Origin of the sequence: Pseudomonas sp. MF6767 (assembly GCF_016405475.1) — a bacterium.
In the GTDB taxonomy this organism is placed as follows: domain Bacteria; phylum Pseudomonadota; class Gammaproteobacteria; order Pseudomonadales; family Pseudomonadaceae; genus Aquipseudomonas; species Aquipseudomonas paracarnis.
On record NZ_JAEKCY010000006.1, the window covers coordinates 221,848 to 239,775 of the forward strand.

The 17,928-nt window shown below is 60.1% G+C and carries 15 protein-coding genes; 1 reads left to right on the forward strand and 14 read right to left on the reverse strand.

The genetic code is table 11. The features are described from left to right. Positions 1 to 38: 38 nt before the first annotated feature. The 14 genes from nuoF to JFT58_RS12820 form a co-directional block, all read right to left on the reverse strand. Positions 39 to 1,394, reverse strand: coding sequence for an NADH-quinone oxidoreductase subunit NuoF (nuoF, locus tag JFT58_RS12755; protein ID WP_032896666.1), 1,356 nt, complete (start codon positions 1,392 to 1,394; stop codon positions 39 to 41). Further along, complete coding sequence (gene nuoE, locus JFT58_RS12760) at positions 1,391 to 1,888, reverse strand: NADH-quinone oxidoreductase subunit NuoE (protein WP_003232080.1); 498 nt, start codon at positions 1,886 to 1,888, stop codon at positions 1,391 to 1,393. The genes nuoF and nuoE overlap by 4 nt, the downstream gene beginning before the upstream one ends. Positions 1,889 to 1,890: 2 nt before the next feature. Further along, on the reverse strand, positions 1,891 to 3,675 hold the full coding sequence (gene nuoC / locus JFT58_RS12765) for an NADH-quinone oxidoreductase subunit C/D (protein WP_003192111.1): 1,785 nt from the start codon (positions 3,673 to 3,675) through the stop codon (positions 1,891 to 1,893). A 72-nt stretch (positions 3,676 to 3,747) separates the two neighbouring features. Then, positions 3,748 to 4,422 (reverse strand): NuoB/complex I 20 kDa subunit family protein, encoded by a 675-nt coding sequence (locus JFT58_RS12770; protein WP_003174719.1) that lies wholly within the window; start codon positions 4,420 to 4,422, stop codon positions 3,748 to 3,750. A 10-nt stretch (positions 4,423 to 4,432) separates the two neighbouring features. Continuing rightward, positions 4,433 to 4,846, reverse strand: coding sequence for an NADH-quinone oxidoreductase subunit A (locus JFT58_RS12775; RefSeq protein WP_003192109.1), 414 nt, complete (start codon positions 4,844 to 4,846; stop codon positions 4,433 to 4,435). Positions 4,847 to 5,488: 642 nt separating this feature from the next. Beyond that, positions 5,489 to 6,814, reverse strand: a complete 1,326-nt coding sequence (gene aceA, locus JFT58_RS12780) for an isocitrate lyase (protein WP_003174717.1) — start codon at positions 6,812 to 6,814, stop codon at positions 5,489 to 5,491. Between the two features lie 493 nt (positions 6,815 to 7,307). After that, positions 7,308 to 8,045, reverse strand: a complete 738-nt coding sequence (locus JFT58_RS12785) for a secretin N-terminal domain-containing protein (RefSeq protein ID WP_014718909.1) — start codon at positions 8,043 to 8,045, stop codon at positions 7,308 to 7,310. A gap of 227 nt (positions 8,046 to 8,272) precedes the next feature. After that, positions 8,273 to 8,695: a GNAT family N-acetyltransferase gene (locus tag JFT58_RS12790; protein WP_003192105.1), complete on the reverse strand. Its 423-nt coding sequence runs from the start codon at positions 8,693 to 8,695 to the stop codon at positions 8,273 to 8,275. Then, the gene (locus JFT58_RS12795; protein ID WP_054898723.1) at positions 8,688 to 9,854 is read right to left on the reverse strand and encodes a ribosomal protein uL16 3-hydroxylase; all 1,167 of its coding nucleotides are present in this window, start codon (positions 9,852 to 9,854) and stop codon (positions 8,688 to 8,690) included. The genes JFT58_RS12790 and JFT58_RS12795 overlap by 8 nt, the downstream gene beginning before the upstream one ends. A gap of 84 nt (positions 9,855 to 9,938) precedes the next feature. Beyond that, positions 9,939 to 11,309 carry an adenylosuccinate lyase gene (gene purB, locus JFT58_RS12800; RefSeq protein ID WP_014718906.1) on the reverse strand — a complete coding sequence of 457 codons (1,371 nt, stop codon included), beginning with the start codon at positions 11,307 to 11,309 and terminating at the stop codon, positions 9,939 to 9,941. A 125-nt stretch (positions 11,310 to 11,434) separates the two neighbouring features. Then, positions 11,435 to 12,058, reverse strand: a complete 624-nt coding sequence (gene hflD, locus JFT58_RS12805; protein ID WP_003192101.1) for a high frequency lysogenization protein HflD — start codon at positions 12,056 to 12,058, stop codon at positions 11,435 to 11,437. Continuing rightward, on the reverse strand, positions 12,055 to 13,179 hold the full coding sequence (gene mnmA, locus JFT58_RS12810) for a tRNA 2-thiouridine(34) synthase MnmA (RefSeq protein ID WP_054899042.1): 1,125 nt from the start codon (positions 13,177 to 13,179) through the stop codon (positions 12,055 to 12,057). Before mnmA ends, hflD begins: the two co-directional genes overlap by 4 nt. A 59-nt stretch (positions 13,180 to 13,238) precedes the next feature. Further along, on the reverse strand, positions 13,239 to 13,685 hold the full coding sequence (locus tag JFT58_RS12815) for an NUDIX hydrolase (RefSeq protein ID WP_054899043.1): 447 nt from the start codon (positions 13,683 to 13,685) through the stop codon (positions 13,239 to 13,241). A gap of 225 nt (positions 13,686 to 13,910) precedes the next feature. Beyond that, entirely contained in the window at positions 13,911 to 16,136 is a 2,226-nt protein-coding gene (locus JFT58_RS12820; RefSeq protein WP_054899044.1) for an NADP-dependent isocitrate dehydrogenase, read from the reverse strand. A 483-nt stretch (positions 16,137 to 16,619) separates the two neighbouring features. Here JFT58_RS12820 and icd point away from each other — a divergent pair, with 483 nt between their 5' ends. After that, a complete protein-coding gene (gene icd / locus JFT58_RS12825) occupies positions 16,620 to 17,876 on the forward strand; it encodes an NADP-dependent isocitrate dehydrogenase (RefSeq protein ID WP_005789095.1) in 1,257 nt (418 codons plus the stop codon). The last annotated feature ends 52 nt before the right edge of the window (positions 17,877 to 17,928 follow it).

The window sequence follows — 17,928 nt, forward strand, 5'->3', positions numbered from 1 at the left end:
AGCAGGCGAAGGGCACGGACCCTTCGCCTGTTTAAGCGTTACGCGCCGACTACGATCGGCTTTGCCAGAGGCGGGACGGCGGCGCTGGTGGGCGCGATGCCGGCTTCGAACTCCGAGCGGAAGTATTTGATTGCGCTGCCCAATGGCTCCACGGCGCCCGGTGCGTGAGCACAGAAAGTCTTGCCTGGGCCGAGGAAACCGACCAGGCCCAGCAGGGTTTCGATATCACCCTCGCGGCCTTCGCCATTTTCCAGGGCCATCAGCAGCTTGACGCTCCACGGCAAACCGTCGCGGCATGGGGTGCAGAAACCGCAGGACTCGCGGGCAAAGAACTGCTCCATGTTGCGCAGCAACGAGACCATGTTCACCGTGTTGTCCACCGCCATCGCCAGGCCAGTACCCATCCGGGTGCCCACCTTGCCGATGCCGCCGGCATACATCTGTGCGTCGAGGTGCTCGGGCAGCAGGAAACCGGTGCCGGCGCCACCTGGCTGCCAGGCTTTCAAGGTGTAGCCGTCGCGCATGCCGCCGGCGTAGTCCTCGAACAGCTCGCGAGCGGTCACGCCGAACGGCAGCTCCCACAGGCCAGGGTTCTTGACCTTGCCGGAGAAACCCATGAGCTTGGTGCCCATGTCTTCGCTGCCCTCGCGGGCCAGGGATTTGTACCAGTCCACGCCGTCGGCGATGATGGCCGGCACGTTGCACAGGGTCTCGACGTTGTTCACGCAAGTCGGCTTGCCCCACACGCCCACGGCGGCAGGGAAGGGCGGCTTGGAACGCGGGTTGGCGCGGCGGCCTTCGAGGGAGTTGATCAGTGCGGTTTCTTCACCGCAGATATAACGCCCGGCGCCGGTGTGCACGAACAGTTCGAAGTCGAAACCGGAGCCGAGGATGTTCTTGCCCAGCAGGCCGGCTGCCTTGGCTTCTTCCACGGCACGGTTGAGGTGCTTGGCGGCGGTGGTGTACTCGCCACGCAGGAAGATATAGCCCCGGTAGGTCTTGAGCGCACGGGCGCTGATCAACATGCCTTCGATCAGCAGATGGGGCAGTTGCTCCATCAACATGCGGTCTTTCCAGGTGTTGGGCTCCATCTCATCCGCGTTGCACAGCAGGTAGCGGATGTTGATGGATTCGTCTTTGGGCATCAGGCCCCATTTCACGCCGGTGGGGAAACCCGCACCGCCGCGACCTTTGAGGCCGGCGTCCTTCACGGTCTGGACGATATCGTCCTGGGCCATGTCGGCGAAGGCTTTGCGCGCTGCGGCGTAACCGTTCTTGGCCTGGTATTCGTCAAGCCATACCGGCTCGCCGTCGTCACGCAGGCGCCAAGTCAGCGGGTGAGTCTCGGCCGAACGCTTGATCAGGTTGGCCGGGCCGAAGGAAGTCAGGGTCATGGGTAGCCCTCGAGCAATTGGGTCACGCCAGCAGGCTGCACGTCACCGAATGTGTCGTCGTCGATCATCAACGCCGGCGCCTTGTCGCAGTTGCCCAGGCAGCACACCGGCAGCAGGGTGAAGCGGCCATCGGCGGTGGTCTGGCCGAGGCCGATGCCCAGCTTGGCCTGGATTTCGCTGACCACGGACTCATGGCCACCGATGTAGCAGACCATGCTGTCGCACACGCGAATGATGTGGCGGCCCACCGGTTGGCGGAAGATCTGGCTGTAGAACGTCGCCACGCCTTCAACGTCGCTGGCGGGGATGCCGAGGATCTCGCCGATGGCGTAGAGGGCGCCGTCGGGCACCCAGCCACGTTCCTTCTGGACGATCTTCAGGGCTTCGATAGACGCCGCGCGCGGGTCTTCGTAGTGATGCAGCTCGTGCTCGATGGCCGAGCGCTCGGTTTCACTCAAGGTGAAACGGTCTGTCTGGATAAGCGTGCTGTTCATGCTTAGCGGTCCACGTCGGCCATAACGAAATCGATACTACCCAGGTACGCAATCAAGTCCGCGACCATCTCGCCTTTGATCACCGAAGGGATCTGCTGCAAGTGGGCAAAACTTGGGGTACGAATCCGGGTGCGGTAGCTCATGGTGCCGCCATCGCTCGTCAGGTAATAACTGTTGATACCCTTGGTCGCTTCGATCATCTGGAAGGATTCGTTGGCCGGCATCACCGGGCCCCACGAAACCTGCAGGAAGTGCGTGATGAGGGTTTCGATGTGTTGCAGCGTGCGCTCTTTGGGCGGCGGCGTGGTCAGCGGGTGATCCGCCTTGTACGGGCCGGCCGGCATGTTGCGCATGCACTGCTCGATGATCTTCAGGCTCTGGCGCATTTCTTCGACGCGCACGATGCAACGGTCGTAGGCATCGCCATTGGCCGCCAGCGGTACTTCGAACTCGAAGTTCTCGTAGCCGGAGTACGGGCGCGCTTTACGCAGGTCGAAGTCGCAACCGGTGGAACGCAGGCCAGCACCGGTGACGCCCCATTCCAGGGCCTCTTTGGTGTTGTACTGCGCGACGCCGATGGTGCGGCCTTTGAGGATGCTGTTGTCCAGGGCGGCTTTCTGGTACTCGTCCAGGCGCTTGGGCATCCAGTCGATGAATTCCTTGACCAGGCGTTCCCAGCCGTTCGGCAGGTCGTGGGCCACGCCGCCGATGCGGTACCAGGCCGGGTGCAGGCGGAAACCGGTGATGGCTTCGATGACCTTGTAGGCGCGCTGACGGTCGGTGAAGGTGAAGAACACCGGGGTCATGGCGCCGACGTCCTGGATATAGGTACCCAGGAACAGCAGGTGGCTGGTGATGCGGAAGAACTCGGCCATCATGATGCGGATGGTGTCGACGCGGTCCGGCACCTTGATGCCGGCCAGCTTCTCGACCGAGAGCACGTACGGCAGGTTGTTCATCACGCCGCCGAGGTAGTCGATACGGTCGGTGTACGGGATGAAGCTGTGCCAGGACTGGCGCTCGGCCATCTTCTCGGCGCCACGGTGGTGGTAACCGATGTCCGGGACGCAGTCGACGATCTCTTCGCCGTCCAGTTGCAGGATGATACGGAAGGCACCGTGAGCCGAAGGGTGGTTCGGGCCCAGGTTGAGGAACATGTAGTCCTCGTTGGTGCCGGAACGCTTCATGCCCCAGTCTTCGGGGCGGAAGCGCGCCGCCTCTTCTTCTAGCTGCTGCTTGGCCAGGTTGAGGCTGAACGGGTCGAATTCGGTGGCGCGGGCAGGGAAGTCCTTGCGCAGCGGGTGACCTTCCCAGGTCGGCGGCATCATGATGCGCGTCAGGTGCGGGTGGCCCGGGAAGTCGATACCGAACATGTCCCAGACTTCACGCTCGTACCAGCTGGCGTTCGGCCAGATACCGGTGACGGTCGGGATGCTCAGGTCGCTCTCGCTCAGCGCGACCTTGATCATCACGTCGCTGTTACGTTCCAGCGACATCAGGTGGTAGAACACGGTGAAATCGGCGCCGCTCGGCAGGCCCTGGCGCTTGGTGCGCAGACGCTCGTCCACGCCATGCAGGTCATAGAGCATGACGTACGGCTTGGGCAGGTTGCGCAGGAAGGTCAGGACTTCGACGAGCCTGGCACGCGCCACCCACAGCACCGGCATACCGGTGCGTGTGGCCTGGGCGGTGAAGGCGTCAGGGCCAAAACGGTTATTGAGTTCGACAACCACATCCTGGTCGTCTGCCTTGTAAGGCGGGATGTACAGAGCACTGCCTGTAGTCATGGTTTTTTATCGCTTTCGGTCAACGTAAAGAATGAAGCCAGGTTTTCGTTCTATAAAAGAAGCGGTGCTGGATCAGACTTCGTCGGGGCTGCGCAGGTTGGTGACTGCGATTCGCTGTTCGCGGCGCTGTTCCTTTTGAGACGGCATCTCGGCGCGATAAACGCCTTGATCACCGACCACCCAGGACAGTGGGCGACGCTCCTTGCCAATCGATTCCTGCAACAACATCAAGCCTTGCAGGAACGCTTCGGGACGGGGCGGGCAGCCAGGCACGTAGACGTCCACGGGCAGGAACTTGTCCACCCCTTGAACGACCGAGTAGATGTCGTACATGCCACCGGAGTTGGCGCACGAACCCATGGAGATAACCCATTTCGGCTCGAGCATTTGCTCATAGAGACGCTGGATGATCGGCGCCATCTTGATAAAGCAGGTACCGGCGATAACCATGAAATCCGCCTGGCGCGGCGAGGCCCGGATAACTTCGGCGCCAAAGCGCGCGATGTCGTGGGGCGCCGTGAAGGCGGTGGTCATTTCCACGTAGCAGCACGAAAGGCCGAAGTTGTACGGCCACAGGGAGTTTTTACGCCCCCAGTTGACCGCGCCACTCAGCACGTCTTCCAGCTTGCCCATGTAGATGTTTTTGTGGACTTGGTCTTCTAACGGGTCGGAAACGGTTTCTCGTTCGCCGATGGGGTACTGCTCGTTAGGAGCATCCGGGTCGATCCTGGTGAGATTGTATTGCATTGCCAAAGCCTCATTGTTTCAGCTTCGCTTGCCGCTTGCGACGAGCTTCCGGAGCCCAGTCAAGGGCGCCCACTCGGAACAGGTAGACAAGACCTGCCAACAGAATTGCTATGAAAACGAGAGCTTCGACGAATCCGGTCCAGCCGCTTTCGCGGACGGACACAGACCATGCAAAGAGAAAGAGGGCTTCGATATCGAAGATCACGAACAACATCGCGACCAGATAGAATTTGGCTGAGAGCCGCAAGCGGGCGCCACCTGTAGGCAGCATGCCGGATTCGAACGGTTCGTTTTTGCTGCGGCCCCAGGCTTTTGACCCGAGGAGGCTGGACACGCCGAGCATGAAGGCGCAGAGGCCTACAACACCGAGAAGGAAAATGGCAAAGCCCCAGTTGTGGGCCATGAGTCCTGTCGCGTCGGTCATGCTGGAAATCCTTAACAGAGAGCAAAGGTCTCTGAGCTCGAAAAAGTAACGATGCAGTGACGATATGTCGCACTGCAATCAATCGCGGTGATTTTATGGCTAAACACCGGGCAAGTAAAATTCCCAGGGCGAAATTATTCGGTGGAATAAGCACATAGTGCACCTTCTTGGGGCTGTAGCCCTTGTGGTGTGGGCATTAGCGGGCTTTTCATCAATTATGTTTTGTTTAAGCGGTAACGAAGTTTTCGGATGCCAAATGATAATGAATATTGTTTGCGAGGGGTGTAAGCGAGTGTTTCTCATGTGGCGCGGGAAGTTACCGTTACTTGCTTGAGTGTCGCTTAGTTGTCGCAACGGTTCTTTTAACCGATCGGATGTGCGCGGATACCGCTCTGGATCAATGTTTTTAGCAAAAAACTATGGATAGGGCGCGGTCAATGTGGGAGCTGGCTTGCCTGCGATGGCGGCGGATCAGCTGAAACACCTGCCTCTGACCCACCGCCATCGCAGGCAAGCCAGCTCCCACCATTGATTTTCGGTGATTCCCAGGCAAAAAAACGCCCCGAACCAGTCGGGGCGTGATTGTTGCGCGGCACTGCGGTTAGGTCTTCCGTGGGGCCGCAGTGGCCGTGTACGCGGTACTTAGTGGAACTGCTCTTCTTCGGTCGAACCGGTCAGCGCGGTCACGGACGAGGTGCCGCCCTGGATCACGGTGGTCATGTCGTCGAAGTAACCGGTGCCCACTTCCTGCTGGTGCGCCACGAAGGTGTAGCCTTTGGCGGCGTCAGCGAATTCCTGCTCCTGCAGCTTCACGTAGGCTGTCATGTCGTTGCGGGCGTAGTCGTGCGCCAGGTTGAACATGCTGTGCCACATGTTGTGAATGCCGGCCAGGGTGATGAACTGGTGCTTGTAGCCCATTGCCGACAGTTCGCGCTGGAACTTGGCGATGGTCGCGTCGTCCAGGTTCTTCTTCCAGTTGAAGGAAGGCGAGCAGTTGTAGGACAGCAGTTGGTCCGGGTATTCCTTCTTGATCGCTTCGGCAAAGCGGCGTGCTTCGTCCAGGTCTGGCTTGGCGGTTTCGCACCAGATCAGATCGGCGTACGGCGCGTAGGCCAGGCCACGGGCGATCGCCTGGTCCAGACCGGCGCGCACTTTATAGAAGCCTTCCTGGGTGCGTTCGCCAGTCACGAACGGCTGGTCGTACGGGTCGCAGTCCGAGGTCAGCAAGTCTGCCGCGTTGGCGTCGGTACGGGCCAGGATGATGGTCGGTGTACCGGCAACGTCAGCGGCCAGGCGAGCGGCGGTCAGCTTCTGTACAGCTTCCTGGGTCGGTACCAGTACCTTGCCACCCATGTGCCCGCATTTCTTCACTGACGCAAGCTGGTCTTCGAAGTGCACGCCGGCAGCGCCTGCCTCGATCATGCTCTTCATCAGCTCGTAGGCGTTGAGTACGCCACCGAAACCGGCTTCGGCGTCTGCCACGATTGGCGCGAAGTAGTCGATGTAGCCTTCATCGCCTGGGTTCTTGCCGGCTTTCCACTGGATCTGGTCGGCACGACGGAACGAGTTGTTGATGCGCTTGACCACGGTTGGCACCGAGTCCACCGGATACAGCGATTGGTCGGGGTACATGGATTCAGCGGAGTTGTTGTCCGCTGCCACTTGCCAACCGGACAGGTAGATCGCCTGGATACCGGCTTTTACCTGCTGGACTGCCTGGCCGCCAGTGAGGGCGCCCATGCAGTTGACGAAATCTTTGTCGGGACGGAAAGAAGGCTTGGCACCCTGAGTGACCAGGTTCCACAGCTTCTCGGCGCCGAGTTTTGCAAAGGTGTGCTCAGGTTGGACCGAGCCACGCAGGCGGACGACGTCAGCAGCGGAATAAGCGCGGGTCACGCCTTTCCAGCGTGGGTTTTCAGCCCAGTCTTTTTCAAGGGCTGCAATTTGCTGTTCGCGTGTCAGTGCCATGGGGAAAAACCTCGTCGCGTCTTGTTTGAAGTATCCGTTTGCCAGCCCGGCATTCGTTGCCTGGGTAGGATTGCTCGCTGACCAGAAGCTCAGGGGTTCAAGTCAAATCTGACGGAGGTAGGCGACGGTATGAACGATGGGGCTCAAGGGGGAGTTGAGCAGGTAAGGGCAAACTGCGAACGGTCTTCGGGCGTCGTGGGCCTTTGTACGATCCATCAGTGTGTAGCCGGGTTACCTGGTTGGCTTCCGTCCCTCGGGACAACTTCGTTCCAGTCGCAACCAACGTCAAACACACCTTGTGGGCGGTACAGACACGAATCGGCTCAGGTGGGTAGCTTAGAGCGGCGATCCGAAGGCCCTTGCCAGGGCCCCTGATTAGCGGGAGCGAGGCCATCATGCCCATGCTTTTTTGGCTCGTCAAATGTTTTGTAGTGCTTTTTTTCAGGCACTACATCTTTAGTCTAATGCGACTTACCAGTCAGTTTTTGGTGCCTCAGTTCAGGGTGTCGACCTTGACCCGCAAAGTCAGGTCATCGCGGCCCTGAGTAGAATAGCTGCGGGTTGTAGAGGATTTGTCCGCCTGGGTTTCACGATTGATGCCGGCCAGGGGGATCCATTCGCCCAGGCGGCCGCTGACGGTTGTGTCGGTGCTTTGCACGTTCACTACATCGGGACGTTCCTGGCTCATGCGGTCACGGTTGGTACTGATGGCCAAGTGGACGGTCTCGCCGGTGACGCTGGCGGTCACGTAAAAACCCTGGGTGACGTTGCGATACTGGGTCTGGTTTTGCAGGCGGCCATAGCTATCCTGTTGCGTGGTGGTCAGCGGTACACTCTGGCCGACCTGGATCAGCGCGGGCACGCCTTCGCTGGCCTGGATCTGCTGCACGCCACCGTCGCGGCTGGCAGTGCCGTAGCTGATGATGCGGGTCTGGCTGTCACCGCTGTTCTGTTGGTTGTTCTCGTTGGTATCGACGGTGATCAGCAGGCGTTTGGCCGGTGTATCCAATTGGCCGAGCAGTGCGCGCAAGCCCTCGATCCTGGCGGGCTCAGCGTTAACGATAAGCTGGTTGCCGTAGGCGCTGACGGTGCCGTCCTTGCCAATGAAGTTCTGCGCCACGGGCAGCAGGTCGGCGCTGGTGCGGTTGTTCAGGTTGACGACTTCAGTGGCGGCCATGGCGCAAGCGCTGACGGTCATCACGAGGGCGGTGAGCAGGGTGCGTAGGGACATGTCCGTTATCTCTGCGAGTCATTTGCTTGATAGTGCCAGTTTGTCGGCCTGGTGGGTCGCAAGTTGAATCGTAGACGGCAAAATGCCCTGGCAGGCAGGGCATTTTGTGGTGTTGTTGAAATAGCTATCGCAGGCAAGCCAGCTCCCACACTTGAGCGTATTCCAGGGATGTGCTCGGTCAGCTGTGGGGGCTGGCTTGCCTGCGATAAAGGCGATGCGGGCTTGAATCAGCCCTCGCGCACCATATCCACATGCGGAATCCCGACCTCAAGAAACTCATCGCTGACGATCTTGAAACCCAGTCGCTCATAGAACGGTGCCGCATACACCTGCGCACTCAGGAATTGCCTGGTCTGGCCGCGTTTCACGGCCTCGCCAATTACTGCTTCCATCAGCTTGTCGCCGACTTTCAGTCCGCGCCAGTCCTTGAGCACCGATACCCGACCGATCTCGCCGCTGGGCAGCAATCGAGCGGTGCCAATCGGGAAGTCGCCTTCGTATGCAAGAAAATGCATGGCGCCGGCATCGTCCGCGTCCCACTCCAATTCAGGCGGGACCGATTGTTCAGCGATGAATACCGCTTCACGAATGCGCCGAATCTCGTCGATATCCTTTCGCCAGTCCGCGACACTTACGTGAATTTTATTCATCCGCGAACCCCAGGCTGCCTTGCTTGACCAGTTCGCACAGTAGGTCGCGACCGTCTTCGTCGGCCAGCCACTCGCCCAGGTTTTCGCTGTGCAGTGCATCGGCCGAGCACACCAGCTTCAACAGTTCACGCAGTTTGCCCGGCAGGTAACGGCTCTGGCCGCTGGCGAACAGCAGTACGTCGTCATCCACTTCGGACCAGGCCAGGCGTGCGCTCGGGTTGCGCACCAGGATCGCGCCGTCTTGCAGGCTGTTGATGAAGTCTTCTTCGCCCAACTCTTCACCGGCCACCAGTTCCGGGTAGCGTGGCTCGGTCATGAACTGGCCGAACCAGGTCAGCAGCATGCGCTCATCGCTCATGTGCTCGGCGAGCAGGCCCTTGAGGCGGTCCAGTGCGTCGCCCTGGATCTGGTGTGGGTCGTTGACCGGCTGGGCGTCGGCGTCGGTGTAGCGCTCTTCGTCGGTCAGGTACTGGCTGAGGAAGTCGGTGAAGTGGGTCAGCACTTCAGCGGCGCTCGGTGCACGGAAACCTACGGAATAGGTCATGCAGTTGTCTTCGGCAATACCGAAATGGGCCAGGCGCGGCGGCAGGTAGAGCATGTCGCCCGGCTCGAGCACCCATTCGGCGCTTTCTTCGAATTCGGCGAGGATGCGCAGGTCGGCGTGTTGCAGCAACGGGCTTTCGGAATTGCACATCTGGCCGATCTTCCAGTTGCGCTTGCCCTGGGCTTGCAGCAGGAACACATCGTAGTTATCGAAATGCGGACCGACGCTGCCACCCGGCGCGGCGAAGCTGATCATCACATCATCGATACGCCAGCTCGGCAGGAAGCGGAAGTGCTCCAGCAGCTCAGCCACCTCCGGCACGAACTGGTCGACTGCCTGCACCAGCAGGGTCCACTCGCGCTCGGGCAGGGTGCTGAAAGCGTCTTCGGCGAACGGGCCGCGACGCAGTTCCCACGGGCGCTCGCCGTGTTCGATCACCAGGCGCGACTCGACTTCTTCTTCCAGGGCCAGGCCTGCCAGTTCGTCGGCGTCGATCGGGCTTTCGAAGTCAGGGATGGCCTGGCGGATCAGCAGCGGTTTTTTCTGCCAGTAGTCGCGCAGGAATTCCCGTGCCGTGATGCCGCCCAGAAGTTGAAGAGGGATATCAGGATTCATGTGTAACCTATTGAAAAAAAGCACTTTTAAGACAGGAATAAAAACGCCCGGCGCGGCCGGGCGTCTCAAAGGAGCTTGCTTGGATCAGATGCGCTTGGCTTGTTCTACAGCGTTGCCGATGTAGTTGGCCGGGGTGAGCAGTTTCAGCTCGGCCTTGGCTGCGGCTGGCATGTCCAGGCCGTCGATGAAAGTTTGCAGCGCTTCGGGGCTGATGCCCTTGCCGCGCGTCAATTCTTTCAGCTTCTCGTAGGGGTTTTCGATGTTGTAGCGGCGCATTACGGTCTGGATCGGCTCGGCCAATACTTCCCAGCACGCGTCCAGGTCAGCGGCAATTTTCTGCTCGTTGAGCTCCAGCTTGCTGATGCCTTTGAGGCTGGCTTCGTACGCGATCACGCTGTGGGCAAATCCGACACCGAGGTTGCGCAGTACGGTGGAGTCGGTCAGGTCGCGCTGCCAGCGGGAGATCGGCAACTTGCTGGCCAGGTGCTGGAACAGGGCGTTGGCGATACCCAGGTTGCCTTCGGAGTTTTCGAAGTCGATCGGGTTGACCTTGTGCGGCATGGTCGACGAACCGATTTCGCCTGCAATAGTGCGCTGCTTGAAGTAGCCCAGGGAGATGTAGCCCCAGATATCGCGATCGAAATCGATCAGGATGGTGTTGAAGCGTGCAATCGCGTCGAACAGCTCGGCGATGTAGTCGTGGGGTTCGATCTGCGTGGTGTAGGGGTTGAAGCCCAGGCCCAATTCGTCTTCGATGAAGGCGCGGGCGTTGGCTTCCCAGTCGATCTCAGGGTAGGCCGACAGGTGGGCGTTGTAGTTGCCTACAGCGCCGTTGATCTTGCCCAGCAATGGCACGGCGGCGACTTGGGCGATCTGGCGCTCCAGGCGGTACACCACGTTGGCCAGTTCTTTGCCCAGGGTGGTCGGCGAGGCCGGCTGGCCGTGGGTGCGCGACAGCATTGGCACGGCAGCGAAACGGATCGCCAGCTCGCGGATGGCTTCGGCGGTCTGGCGCATCAGCGGCAGCATCACGTCATCACGGCCTTCGCGCAGCATCAGGGCGTGGGACAGGTTGTTGATGTCCTCGCTGGTGCAGGCAAAGTGGATGAACTCGCTGACCTGGGCCAGTTCCGGCAGTTGGGCCGCTTGCTCTTTGAGCAGGTATTCGATGGCTTTGACGTCGTGGTTGGTGGTGCGCTCGATCTCTTTCACACGCTCGGCGTGCTCCAGGGAGAAGTTTTCCGCCAGGGTGTTCAATACAGCGTTGGCCTCGGCGGAAAACGCCGGCACTTCGCTGATGGCGGGGTGAGCGGCCAGGCGCTGGAGCCAGCGCACTTCAACCAGGACACGGGCACGGATCAGGCCGTACTCGCTGAAAATAGGGCGCAGGGCCTGGGTTTTGCCGGCGTAGCGGCCGTCAACAGGGGAAACCGCAGTGAGCGAAGAGAGCTGCATGGGGTGTTCTCGGACAGTCGGGCAACGAAATGGGGCGCGTATCATACATGAAAAAATCCGCCGGTCCGTCGCCAACTGACCGGCGTATTACGCGTAATGGCTTGAAAACAGCCTGCTGGTGCGACTTATTCGTTGCGCATCAACGGGTAAAGCTCTTTGAGCAATTTGCGTCGGCTGATCACCAACTGCCAGCGATGACCGCCCAGTTGGCGCCACAAGCGTGCCGAACGAATACCGGCCAGGAGCAGGGCGCGGATTTTCGACGCGTTGTTGGGTTGCTGCAGGTTACGCATGTCGCCATGCACCTGGATGCGCTGGCGCAGGGTGCTCAAGGTGTCCTGGTACAGCGCACCACAGGCGGCGATCACGTTTTCGTGGGCCGGGCCGAAGTGTTCTACCTGGGACTGGATCTGCGGCAGGCGCTTGCCGATGGTGTCCAGCAGGTCGTCGCGCTTGGCCAACTGGCGCTCAAGGCCGAGCATCGACAGGGCATAGCGCAACGGCTCGCGCTGCAAAGTACTGGGGTCGCGCTCCAGGGCGCCGATCAGGGCGCGATAGCCTTCACGCAGGGCCAGGTCGTCGCCGCCGTAAACCTCAAGGGTGTCCTTGGGGTCGCGGATCAGCAGGCTGCCGAGCATGCAGGTCAGGCCGGCTTCAGTGACCTGGCCGGTCTTGGCGATCTTGTCCACCAGTACCGCAGCGAGAAAGACACCGCCAAGGGCCGTCAATTGCTCCTGGGTCGGGCTCATGCCGGGTCGCTCCAGGCTTGCGCGACTTCAATCACGCCGCCGCCCAGGCAGATTTCGCCGTCATAGAACACCACGGACTGGCCAGGGGTGACCGCGCGTTGCGGGTCATCGAAGGTGGCACGGTAGCCGGTGGCGGTCTTTTCCAGGGTGCAGGGCTGGTCGCTCTGGCGATAACGCACTTTGGCGGTCAGGCGGCGCTGGGTGCTCAGGTCGATAGGGTTGACCCAATAAATCTCGGAAGCGAGCAGGGCGCCGGAGAACAGCAGCGGGTGCTCGTTGCCTTGGCCGACCACCAGCACGTTGTTTTCCAGGTCTTTGACCAGCACGTACCACGGCTCTTCACCGGCGTCTTTCAAGCCGCCGATGCCCAGTCCCTGGCGCTGGCCGATGGTGTGATACATCAGGCCGTGGTGGCGGCCGATCACTTCACCCTCGGTGGTCTTGATCTCGCCCGGTTGCGCCGGCAGGTATTGCTTGAGGAAGTCGCTGAAGCGTCGCTCGCCAATAAAGCAGATACCGGTGGAGTCTTTCTTCTTGGCGGTGGCCAGGCCGTGTTTCTCGGCAATCTTGCGCACTTCCGGTTTTTCCAGTTCGCCGACCGGGAACAGAGTCTTGGCGATCTGTTCACCGCCCACGGCGTGCAGGAAGTAGCTCTGGTCCTTGTTCGGGTCCAGGCCCTTGAGCAGTTCGGTGCGGCCATCGATATCGCGACGGCGCACGTAGTGGCCGGTAGCTATCAGGTCGGCGCCGAGCATCATAGCGTAGTCGAGGAAGGCCTTGAACTTGATTTCGCGGTTACACAGGATGTCCGGGTTCGGCGTGCGGCCGGCCTTGTATTCGGCCAGGAAGTGCTCGAACACGTTGTCCCAGTACTCGGCGGCGAAGTTGGCGGTGTGCAGCTTGATGCCGATCTTGTCGCACACGGCCTGCGCGTCCGCCAGGTCGTCCATGGCGGTGCAGTATTCGGTTCCATCGTCTTCTTCCCAGTTCTTCATGAACAGGCCTTCCACCTCATAACCCTGCTCCATGAGCAGAACGGCGGAAACGGAAGAATCCACGCCGCCGGACATGCCGACGATGACGCGCTTCTTTTGTGTGTCAGAAGGGGCTGGATCACGCATAGGGTTTCAACGGGTGTCTTGAAAAAGGACGCGATTCTAGCAGGCCTGGGCCCGCAAGGCTAAAGAGAAGGGCGGATCAATTCGAGACTGTGGCGTTGGCCGGCCAGATAATCATCGATGCAGCGGATAATCAGCTCGCTGCGCCAGTCCTCGCGCAGGGCCATCAACTCGTCACGGGTCAGCCAGCTGGCGCGCAGGATGCCTTCGTCAAGTTGATATTCCGGGTGGTGTTTCAGTGCCTTGGCGATAAAACAGACCCGTTGGTAGGTCACGCCATTGCTCGGGGCGGTATACAGGTAGATGCCGACGATGCCGGTGGCTTCCACGTCCCAGCCGGTTTCTTCCAGGGTTTCGCGCACGGCGGCTTCGGTCAGGGTTTCATTCGGGTCCAGATGGCCGGCGGGCTGGTTGAGCACGGCGCGGCCGCCCTTGAGTTCTTCGACCATCAGGAAGCGGCCGTTGTCTTCGACGATGGTGGCGACGGTGATGTGAGGTTGCCAGGTCATGGGAAGTCTCTTGGGATGCCCCGCGGTCTTCGGGCAGGATTGCGGGCAATGTGGGAGCTGGCTTGCCTGCGATGACGGTCTACCAGCAAGCTATTCAGTAGCTGACCCACCGCTATCGCAGGCAAGCCAGCTCCCACATTCTATTGGGTTTCTTCAGTTAAATCGGTGGCAGTCCGAAACAGAAACCCCGGCACTGGGCCGGGGCTTCTTCGCATCCTTACAACCTTACTTCAACTTGGCAATCGCCGCATTGAGCGTGCTGCTCGGGCGCATGGCTTTGCTGGTCAGCTCAGGGTTCGGCGCGTAGTAGCCGCCGATGTCCACTGGCTTGCCCTGTACGGCGTTGAGTTCGGCAACGATGGTTGCTTCGTTCTCGGCCAGGGTTTTGGCCAGTTCGCCAAACTGCGCTTGCAGTGCAGTGTCTTCAGTCTGGGCCGCCAGGGCTTGTGCCCAGTACAGCGCCAGGTAGAAGTGGCTGCCGCGGTTGTCGATGTTGCCGACCTTGCGCGATGGCGACTTGTTGTTGTCCAGGAACTGGCCGGTGGCCTGGTCCAGGGTCTTGGACAGTACCAGGGCTTTCGGGTTGTTGTACGTCACACCCAAATGCTCAAGGGACGCGGCCAGGGCCAGGAACTCGCCCAGGGAATCCCAGCGCAGGAAGTTTTCTTCCAGCAGTTGCTGCACGTGCTTTGGAGCCGAACCGCCAGCGCCGGTTTCGAACAGGCCACCGCCATTCATCAGCGGCACGATCGACAGCATCTTGGCGCTAGTACCCAGCTCCATGATCGGGAACAGGTCGGTCAGGTAGTCGCGCAGTACGTTGCCGGTCACCGAGATGGTGTCCAGGCCCTTGCGGGTGCGCTCCAGGGTGAACTTCATCGCATCGACCGGGGCCATGATGCGGATGTCCAGGCCTTCGGTGTTGTGGTCTTTCAGGTAAGCCTGAACTTTCTCGACCACTACGCCATCGTGGGCGCGCTTGGGGTCCAGCCAGAAGATGGCCGGGGTGTTGCTGGCGCGGGCACGGTTGACGGCGAGCTTGACCCAGTCCTGGATCGGCGCGTCTTTGGTCTGGCACATGCGGAAGATGTCGCCAGCTTCGACGTTCTGTTCCATCAGCAGGTTGCCCTGGCTGTCGGTGACGCGGACAACGCCGTCAGCCTTGATCTGGAAGGTCTTGTCGTGGGAGCCGTACTCTTCGGCTTTCTTCGCCATCAGGCCAACGTTTGGCACGCTGCCCATGGTGGTTGGGTCGAAGGCGCCATGGGCCTTGCAGTCTTCGATGACCGCCTGGTAGATGGTGGCGTAGCAGCGATCCGGGATCACAGCCTTGGTGTCGTGCAGCTGGCCGTCGGTGCCCCACATCTTGCCGGAGTCACGGATCATCGCTGGCATCGAGGCGTCGACGATGACGTCGCTTGGCACGTGCAGGTTGGTGATGCCTTTGTCGGAGTTGACCATCGCCAGGGCAGGGCGAACGGCGTAGACCGCCTGGATGTCGGCTTCGATCTGCGCTTGCTGGTCGGCCGGCAGGGCCTTGATGCGGGCGTACAGGTCGCCGATGCCGTTGTTCAGGTTGAAGCCGATCTGCTCCAGCACCGTGGCGTGCTTGGTCAGGGCGTCTTTATAGAACTCGGCAACGATCTGGCCGAACATGATCGGGTCGGAGACCTTCATCATGGTGGCTTTCAAGTGAACCGACAGCAGCACGCCTTGCTTCTTGGCGTCTTCGATTTCAGCGGCGATGAAGCTGCGCAGGGCTTTCTTGCTCAGCACGGCGGTGTCGATGATTTCGCCGGCCTGAACGCTGGTCTTTTCCTTCAGGACGGTGGTGGTGCCGTCCTTTGCAACCAGCGCAATTTTGACCGCGTCAGCGGTTTCGATCTGCACGGCTTTTTCGCTGCCGTAGAAGTCGCCGTTGTTCATGTGGGCAATGTGCGACTTGGAGTCGGCAGCCCAGGCGCCCATCTTGTGCGGGTGCTTGCGTGCATAGTTCTTGACCGACAGCGGTGCGCGACGGTCGGAGTTGCCTTCGCGCAGTACCGGGTTCACGGCGCTGCCCTTGACCTTGTCGTAACGTGCACGGGTTTCTTTTTCCGCGTCGGTGGTTACGGTTTCAGGGTAGTCCGGCAGGGCGTAGCCCTGGGCCTGCAGTTCCTTGATCGCGGCTTGCAGCTGCGGGGTCGAGGCGCTGATGTTGGGAAGCTTGATGATGTTGGCTTCAGGCGTAACGGCCAGGTCGCCCAGTTCGGCGAGGTGGTCCGGGATGGCCTTGGTGCCCAGTTGCTCGGGGAAGCTTGCGAGGATGCGCCCGGCGAGGGAAATGTCGCGGGTTTCCACGGCAATATCAGCGGAAGCGGTGAAGGCCTCTACGATAGGCAGCAGTGAATAGGTGGCGAGGGCTGGGGCTTCGTCGGTGAAGGTGTAGATGATCTTCGAGCGGGTGGGCATATTCGGATTAACTCTCTTCTTTGCTGAAAGCGTGCGCAGAAACTCGAGATGCGCCGGGTAGAGCGCGTTCGTTCAAAGTCATCCATGAGCGAAATGTCGAGGTTTCTTCGCGGTGATGTTGGTTTGCATCAGTCGAGCGTCAAGCGGGTGGGCTATGGTAATAGTCCGGCTTTCTGGCGAAAGGCTACGTTCTAGAGCGGTCCGCCGTCGTGACTCTTTGGTCAGCGGCGGCATTATACATAGGTCGCTATGCTTACGCTGAGCCTTCATACAAAAGGGGGCTCGTCCATTGGTCTAAAGGTCGCAGGTGCATGGGGTGGTGAGATGTGCTCAAGATTGGCGCTTTTCCCTTTGCTTTCAGGCTTGTAGGCCACCAAATGTGCTGTTTTCGATGCAAATGAGCATGGCGTGAGGTTTCAGTCGCCATTTATCTGGAGTAGGCTCGAACGCAGCCAGATGTTCAATCCATAGATGGAGTTCAGCATGGGATACAAGAAGATTCAGGTTCCGGCAGTCGGCGACAAAATCACCGTCAATGCAGACCATTCTCTCAATGTTCCTGACCAACCGATCATCCCCTACATCGAAGGAGACGGTATTGGCGTCGACATCAGCCCGGTGATGATCAAGGTGGTCGATGCCGCTGTTGAAAAGGCTTACGGCGGCAAGCGCAAAATCTCCTGGATGGAGGTGTACGCTGGTGAAAAGGCCACTCAAGTCTACGACCAGGACACCTGGCTGCCCCAGGAAACCCTGGATGCGGTCAAGGATTACGTGGTGTCCATCAAGGGCCCGCTGACAACGCCAGTCGGTGGCGGTATCCGTTCGCTGAACGTGGCTTTGCGCCAGCAGCTCGACTTGTATGTGTGCCTGCGCCCGGTGCGCTGGTTCGAAGGCGTGCCCAGCCCGGTGAAAAAACCAGGCGACGTGGACATGACCATTTTCCGTGAGAACTCCGAGGATATTTACGCGGGCATCGAGTGGAAGGCCGGTTCGCCGGAAGCGATCAAGGTGATCAAGTTCCTCAAGGAAGAAATGGGCGTTACCAAGATCCGTTTCGACCAGGATTGCGGGATTGGCGTCAAGCCGGTCTCCAAAGAGGGTACCAAGCGCCTGGCGCGCAAGGCCCTGCAATATGTGGTGGATAACGATCGCGACTCGCTGACCATCGTGCACAAAGGCAACATCATGAAGTTCACCGAGGGTGCCTTCAAGGAGTGGGCCTATGAGGTGGCGGCTGAAGAGTTCGGTGCGACCTTGCTCGATGGCGGGCCGTGGATGCAGTTCAAGAACCCCAAGACCGGCAAGAATGTGGTGGTCAAAGATGCTATTGCCGACGCCATGCTCCAGCAGATCCTGCTGCGCCCGGCCGAATATGACGTGATCGCCACGCTCAACCTCAATGGTGATTACCTGTCCGACGCCCTGGCGGCGGAAGTGGGCGGTATTGGTATTGCGCCGGGGGCCAACTTGTCTGACACCGTGGCAATGTTTGAAGCCACCCACGGTACTGCGCCTAAATATGCGGGCAAGGATCAGGTCAACCCTGGGTCATTGATCCTGTCTGCGGAAATGATGCTGCGGCATATGGGGTGGGTCGAGGCAGCGGATCTGATCATCAAGGGCACCAATGGCGCGATTTCGGCCAAGACTGTGACCTATGACTTCGAGCGTCTGATGGATGGCGCTACGTTGGTGTCGTCGTCGGGCTTTGGTGACGCGTTGATCAAGCATATGTAAACAGGTAGACAAAACCGGCCGCCCTGATGATTCGGGGCGGCCGGTTTGCTTT

Excerpts from the sequence above, each read along its gene's own strand:
- JFT58_RS12775 (WP_003192109.1), bottom strand. The coding sequence starts at position 4,846 with ATGACCGACGCGACAGGACTCATGGCCCACAACTGGGGCTTTGCCATT.
- mnmA (WP_054899042.1), bottom strand. The coding sequence starts at position 13,179 with ATGCGTGATCCAGCCCCTTCTGACACACAAAAGAAGCGCGTCATCGTC.
- JFT58_RS12770 (WP_003174719.1), bottom strand. The coding sequence starts at position 4,422 with ATGCAATACAATCTCACCAGGATCGACCCGGATGCTCCTAACGAGCAG.
- icd (WP_005789095.1), top strand. The coding sequence starts at position 16,620 with ATGGGATACAAGAAGATTCAGGTTCCGGCAGTCGGCGACAAAATCACC.
- nuoC (WP_003192111.1), bottom strand. The coding sequence starts at position 3,675 with ATGACTACAGGCAGTGCTCTGTACATCCCGCCTTACAAGGCAGACGAC.
- nuoE (WP_003232080.1), bottom strand. The coding sequence starts at position 1,888 with ATGAACAGCACGCTTATCCAGACAGACCGTTTCACCTTGAGTGAAACC.
- JFT58_RS12785 (WP_014718909.1), bottom strand. The coding sequence starts at position 8,045 with ATGTCCCTACGCACCCTGCTCACCGCCCTCGTGATGACCGTCAGCGCT.
- JFT58_RS12795 (WP_054898723.1), bottom strand. The coding sequence starts at position 9,854 with ATGAATCCTGATATCCCTCTTCAACTTCTGGGCGGCATCACGGCACGG.
- JFT58_RS12790 (WP_003192105.1), bottom strand. The coding sequence starts at position 8,695 with ATGAATAAAATTCACGTAAGTGTCGCGGACTGGCGAAAGGATATCGAC.
- JFT58_RS12820 (WP_054899044.1), bottom strand. The coding sequence starts at position 16,136 with ATGCCCACCCGCTCGAAGATCATCTACACCTTCACCGACGAAGCCCCA.
- nuoF (WP_032896666.1), bottom strand. The coding sequence starts at position 1,394 with ATGACCCTGACTTCCTTCGGCCCGGCCAACCTGATCAAGCGTTCGGCC.
- purB (WP_014718906.1), bottom strand. The coding sequence starts at position 11,309 with ATGCAGCTCTCTTCGCTCACTGCGGTTTCCCCTGTTGACGGCCGCTAC.
- JFT58_RS12815 (WP_054899043.1), bottom strand. The coding sequence starts at position 13,685 with ATGACCTGGCAACCTCACATCACCGTCGCCACCATCGTCGAAGACAAC.
- hflD (WP_003192101.1), bottom strand. The coding sequence starts at position 12,058 with ATGAGCCCGACCCAGGAGCAATTGACGGCCCTTGGCGGTGTCTTTCTC.
- aceA (WP_003174717.1), bottom strand. The coding sequence starts at position 6,814 with ATGGCACTGACACGCGAACAGCAAATTGCAGCCCTTGAAAAAGACTGG.